The organism is Chamaesiphon sp. OTE_20_metabat_361, assembly GCF_031364565.1.
The window spans coordinates 1-4,926 of the sequence record NZ_JANLWO010000824.1 but is presented as its reverse complement, the minus strand read 5'-3'; the positions used below and the strand labels follow the sequence as shown (position 1 = coordinate 4,926).

Sequence of the window (4,926 nt, the reverse complement as noted above, 5' to 3'; positions counted from 1 at the left end):
CGTGAGGTTTAACCAGTTTTTGCCAGGTTCTAAAGCGATCTCGTGCGGCTTTTTCACCTCCCAAAATCACCAATCGTACCGAATCGGGCAGGGTTAATTTCTGGGTTTCCATTTCCGTTACCATCTGATGCCAGAAGGCTGTGGGCAAATCCAGTACGGTAATTTGCCACTCCGCGCAGGTGTGGAGAAAGATCTCGATCGAACTGAGCATGGCTTCGGTTCGCAATACCAGTGTCGCCCCGCACGTCAAACAGGGGAAGATTTCTTCCGCCGCCGCATCAAAACTTAGTGAGGCAAATTGGAGTACGCGATCTCGATCGTCAATCGCATATTCACCAGTGGCGGCGGCGGTATAATTCGCCAAGGAATCATGTTGCACCATGACACCTTTGGGTTGTCCGGTGGAACCGGATGTGTAGATAATATAGGCAAGGCGAGCGAGCGACAGGGAAAGGGCTAAATCTGCATCACTTTCTAGGGCGATCTTTTCCCAATCCGCATCGATTAATACCACAGGGGCATCGAATGTGGGTAGTTTGGCAACGAGCGACTTTTTAGTTAAAAGTACCGATACCTGAGCATCGGCGAGGATAAACTCCAACCGCTCGGCGGGATAGTATGGATCGATTGGTACATATGCGCCGCCAGCTTTGATAATCCCCCATAAACCGACGATCGTCTCGATCGATCGATCCACACAGATACCCACGAGGCTTTCTGGTTTAACGCCCAAATTTTGGAGATAATGGGCGAGTTGGTTACTACGTCGATCGAGTTCGCTATAGGTAAGTCGTTCGTCACCACAGATTACCGCTATTGTATCGGGATGCTGCTGTACCTGTGCTGCAAAAGCTCGATCGATCCCAACGATGGGGAGATCGTTAACGGCGATCTGCTGCCATGCTTGTAACTGTTGTATTTCGCTCGGTGGGAGCAGGGGTAAATCCGTCAAACAGCAGTTGGGATTGGCGACAATCGCCGCGAGTAAGGTGTGGAAATGTGCTAACAGCCGCTCGATCGTGGATTCATCGAATAGATCGGTGTTATATTCTAGCTTCCCAATCATCCCGCTTTCTGACTCCACTAGATGGATGGTAAAGTCAAATTGAGATGTATGATTGTCGATTCGATCGTGTTTGACAACCAAATTTGGTAGCTCGATATTCTCGATCGAAAAAGCATTTTGAAATACCAACATCACCTGAAATAACGGTGCATAGGTTAAGTTTCGCGCTAGTTGTAGTTCCTCTACCAGTTTTTCAAACGGCAAAGTTTGATGAGCCAACGCGCCTAATACAGTTTCGCGCACGCGATCGAGTAAAGTACGGAAACTGGGATTGCCTGACAAGTCACTACGGAATACCAAAGTATTGATAAAACAGCCGATTAAATTTTCTAGTTCCGGTTGCTGACGATTGGCAATCGGCGCACCGACGAGGATATCTTCTTGCCCACTATACCGAAATAGTAACGTTTGGAGGGCAGTTAACAGAGTAACGAAAGTCGTACAGCCAGCTTGTTGGGATAGTGCTGCAATCGAGTCAGTCAGCGGCTTGGGAATCGTAAAAGAGAGAGTTTTACCTGTAAAAGATTGTACCGGAGGACGAGATCGATCGCTCGGTAATGGCAATAAATCGGGAGCTTGGTGCAATTTCTGTTGCCAATAAGCCAGATCCGCCGCTAACATTTGCCCGTGTAAATGTTGCTTTTGCCAGATGGCAAAGTCGGCATATTGAATCGGTAACGCCGCTAAAGGTGAAGGTTTACCACTAGCAAAAGCGGCGTAAATCGCACTCAGTTCGCGAAAAAAGACTCCAATCGACCACGCATCGACGCTAATATGATGCAAGGTAAGCAGCAAAATATGTTCGGTGGGGGCGCAAATTAACAGACTCGATCGTAACAATACATCGGTTGTTAAGTTAAATATTTGGCAGGATTGGGCTTGAGCGATTCGCTCTATTTCTAGTTCTCGCTCTAAGGGATCTAACGATCGTAAATCGATAAAAGGAACGTACCAATTACCGACGGGATTAATAATTTGAATCAGTTCGCCTGCAACAGTTTGGAAAGTTGTCCGTAAAACTTCATGACGGCGGAGAATTTCTATCAAGCTACGTTCGAGGGCATTGACATCAAGATTGCCAGAGATTTTGAGCAAAATTGAAACATTATTAGAAACTGCACTTTGAGTTCCCAATTGGTCTTGAAACCACATCCGTTGTTGTCCAAAGGAAACCGCAAACCGATCTTGCCCCGTTGTCTCGTCGCGCTTGGGTATTGCCCAAGATTGAAGCGGTTGAATCGTCTTTTGTTGGTTTAGTCGCTGTTTTAATAATGCCTGTTGTTCTGGTGACAATGCGGCAATTCTTTTTGATAAATCGTTCATTGTTGAATAATAGTTTTTAAATAAATAGCGAGGAGAGATCCTCAACTTCTTCAAGAAGTTGTGGATCTGGTGGCATCAATTATTGCAAATCTGCTGTTAAGACGCGCTTCAGCCACCACAAAACAACCGCCGCAATCCCACTATAAACAGCAACGATCGCGGCGATCGCTAAATCCCCAAATAACCAATCAAAACCCAATCCCTCACCTAACCAAAACGTCCCCAAACTACCTAGTAAAATTCCAGATCCTAACTTAATTAACACCTCCGGCACATTTAATAAATACTTGTGTAAAACCGTGACAATCAGTACTGAAAATACCAGCGCGATCGCCGTACCAGCTAGCGACTCATACCACGCACCCGAAGCCACTCCTAACGTGACAACTAAGATAGCAACTTCAAAAGTTTCGAGGATCGCACTTTTTGCCATCACCCAGAAATTCAATTGATTGAATCCCAAATTTTGCCCATCCAATACAATCTCTTCGGCAGCTAGTGGATCGTCTGACATCCAACCCGCTCGTTTGCCTTTTGCTAACCGTTTGATGGATTTATTTACCCATCGCCAGCCAAACCAGAGTAATGTGACACCGACTAAAATTTCTAGCCAATTGAGGGGAATCGATCGCAAGATGCCGCCAAAAGGAATGGCAATTATTCCAACTAGTAATACGCCAAAAATGCTACCCGTAATAGCTTCGCGTCGATAGCCCGATCGCGCGATTGCATAGGCAATTACGGCAATCTCTAAAAAGTCGATCGCAGCACCACCGATGGCAGCGATAAGAATGTTCCAGTTGATGTTCGTCATCTAGTTTGTTTAACTCACTAAAGTTTTGAATCGATCGATTGATGTGTAACTATGTTTGAGATCTTTGAGAAAATCTAAGCTTTCCATTACCCAGTCAAATTCAACACCAAAATCAATCAGTGCGGCAACTTCATCGACTCCTGCTTGTTGGAGACTATCGATAATTGTCCGGCAATGCGTCGGCGTTCCCATCAATACTTTGCCATTAAAATAAGTCTCGAAACTAAATTCTAGCAAGTCATCAAGATCGCGGGCAGTCATAGTTTCTGGATCGATCGAGAAACGCAGATCGCCAGCAGATTTCACTACTAAATCGAAATGAGTTTTGAGGTAGTTTTTAAATGGTTCTTTGACTTTAATTTTGACAGACTCTAGATCGGTACCGATAAATGTATGAATCATCATGGATACTTTGCCACTCTGCGGATCGCGACCGCTTTGGGCTAGAGTTTGACGATATAAAGTGATTTTACGGAGGATTTCATCGAGGCTTTGATACAGGGGAGATGTGAGAATATTTGCACCGATTTTACCTGCCTCAATAAATGATTCGTCCGAGAGAGAAGTAATCCAAATTGGTACTTGTGGCTGCAATGGTTTAGGGTATGTATTGATGCTGACAGGTTTACCATGCCCGCCGATTAGTTCGATCGATTCGCCCTGCCAAAGTTGCTGGACGACTTGAATATCGCGCCACATAATTTCTTTTTTGTCGGCATATTTTTCGGGTGCGAGGACAAAATCATTGGGGTGCCAACCAGGAGCAAAAGAGAGTCCAACTCTTCCTTGGGAGAGGTTATCTACCATCGCCCATTCTTCGGCGACGCGCAAGGGATCTTGCAAGGGCATGACGACGCTACCAGAACGGATTTGAATGTTCTCGGTGAGGGCGGCGATCGCGGCTCCAGCGACGGCTGGATTGGGATACAAGCCACCAAAAGCATCAAAATGACGTTCGGGCACCCAAACGGCTGCGAATCCATGTCGATCGGCGAATTTCGCGCCTTCGAGCAGTAGTCGGTATTTATCGCGGCTGGTGGTGGAGCCGTCGCCGGAGAAGTAAAATAAACTGAATTCCATGCTTTTAATCCTCTATTTCAAAACTATATTTAACGTCAGTTTCTCCTAGCGGAGAGGCTACGCCAACGGGTTAAGGATATTTGCTTCGTTTTAGCACCGCCAACGATTGAAATCGTGGCTAGTGATGCAAAGTCCGCCTACGCGGACTAATATTCCAGTCCGCGTAGGCGGACTTTGCATCATGAGCGGGGGTTTCCAACCCCACGGCGGTGTTGGCACGGAGCTGACTAACTTATTGCCTCTTCCTGAGCTAATCGATCGCGTACTTCATCGATCGATAAATTTTCGATTTCAGCTAGCAGGCGAACCATTTCATCGGGATCGTCGGCTGGGGAGAGGAGATCGGCGATGATGGCTGCCAATCCTGCTACGGTGGGGGCTTCGGATAGTAATGTGCGGAGGGATAGATCGACGGGATAGATTTCCCGCAATTGGGAGATTACCCGCACGGCGAGGAGGGAATGTCCGCCTAGCTCGAAGAAGTTATCATTCGCACCGATTTGGGCGATACCGAGTTGAGTTTGCCATAGTTGGGCGATGCGTTGCTCGATCTCGGTGCTGGGTGCGATATAGGCGGTGGATTGAACCCGTCGAGTGTGTTCCGCTGCTGCTGTCGGTTGGGGGGTTTCGGCACTTGCGACAG

The 4,926-nt window shown here is 46.9% G+C and carries 4 protein-coding genes; all 4 read right to left on the bottom strand.

Annotated elements, in window-relative coordinates; all coding sequences use genetic code 11:
• On the bottom strand, window positions 1-2,389 hold a 2,389-nt coding region (locus RMO35_RS23140; protein WP_309744760.1), incomplete at its 3' end, for a condensation domain-containing protein.
• 79 nt (window positions 2,390-2,468) lie between these two features.
• Window positions 2,469-3,203: a hypothetical protein gene (locus RMO35_RS23135; RefSeq protein ID WP_309744758.1), complete on the bottom strand. Its 735-nt coding sequence runs from the start codon at window positions 3,201-3,203 to the stop codon at window positions 2,469-2,471.
• A gap of 9 nt (window positions 3,204-3,212) precedes the next feature.
• Complete coding sequence (locus tag RMO35_RS23130) at window positions 3,213-4,283, bottom strand: LLM class flavin-dependent oxidoreductase (protein WP_309744756.1); 1,071 nt, start codon at window positions 4,281-4,283, stop codon at window positions 3,213-3,215.
• A 227-nt stretch (window positions 4,284-4,510) separates the two neighbouring features.
• A partial coding sequence (locus RMO35_RS23125; protein ID WP_309744754.1) for a phosphopantetheine-binding protein occupies window positions 4,511-4,926 on the bottom strand: 416 nt, incomplete at its 5' end.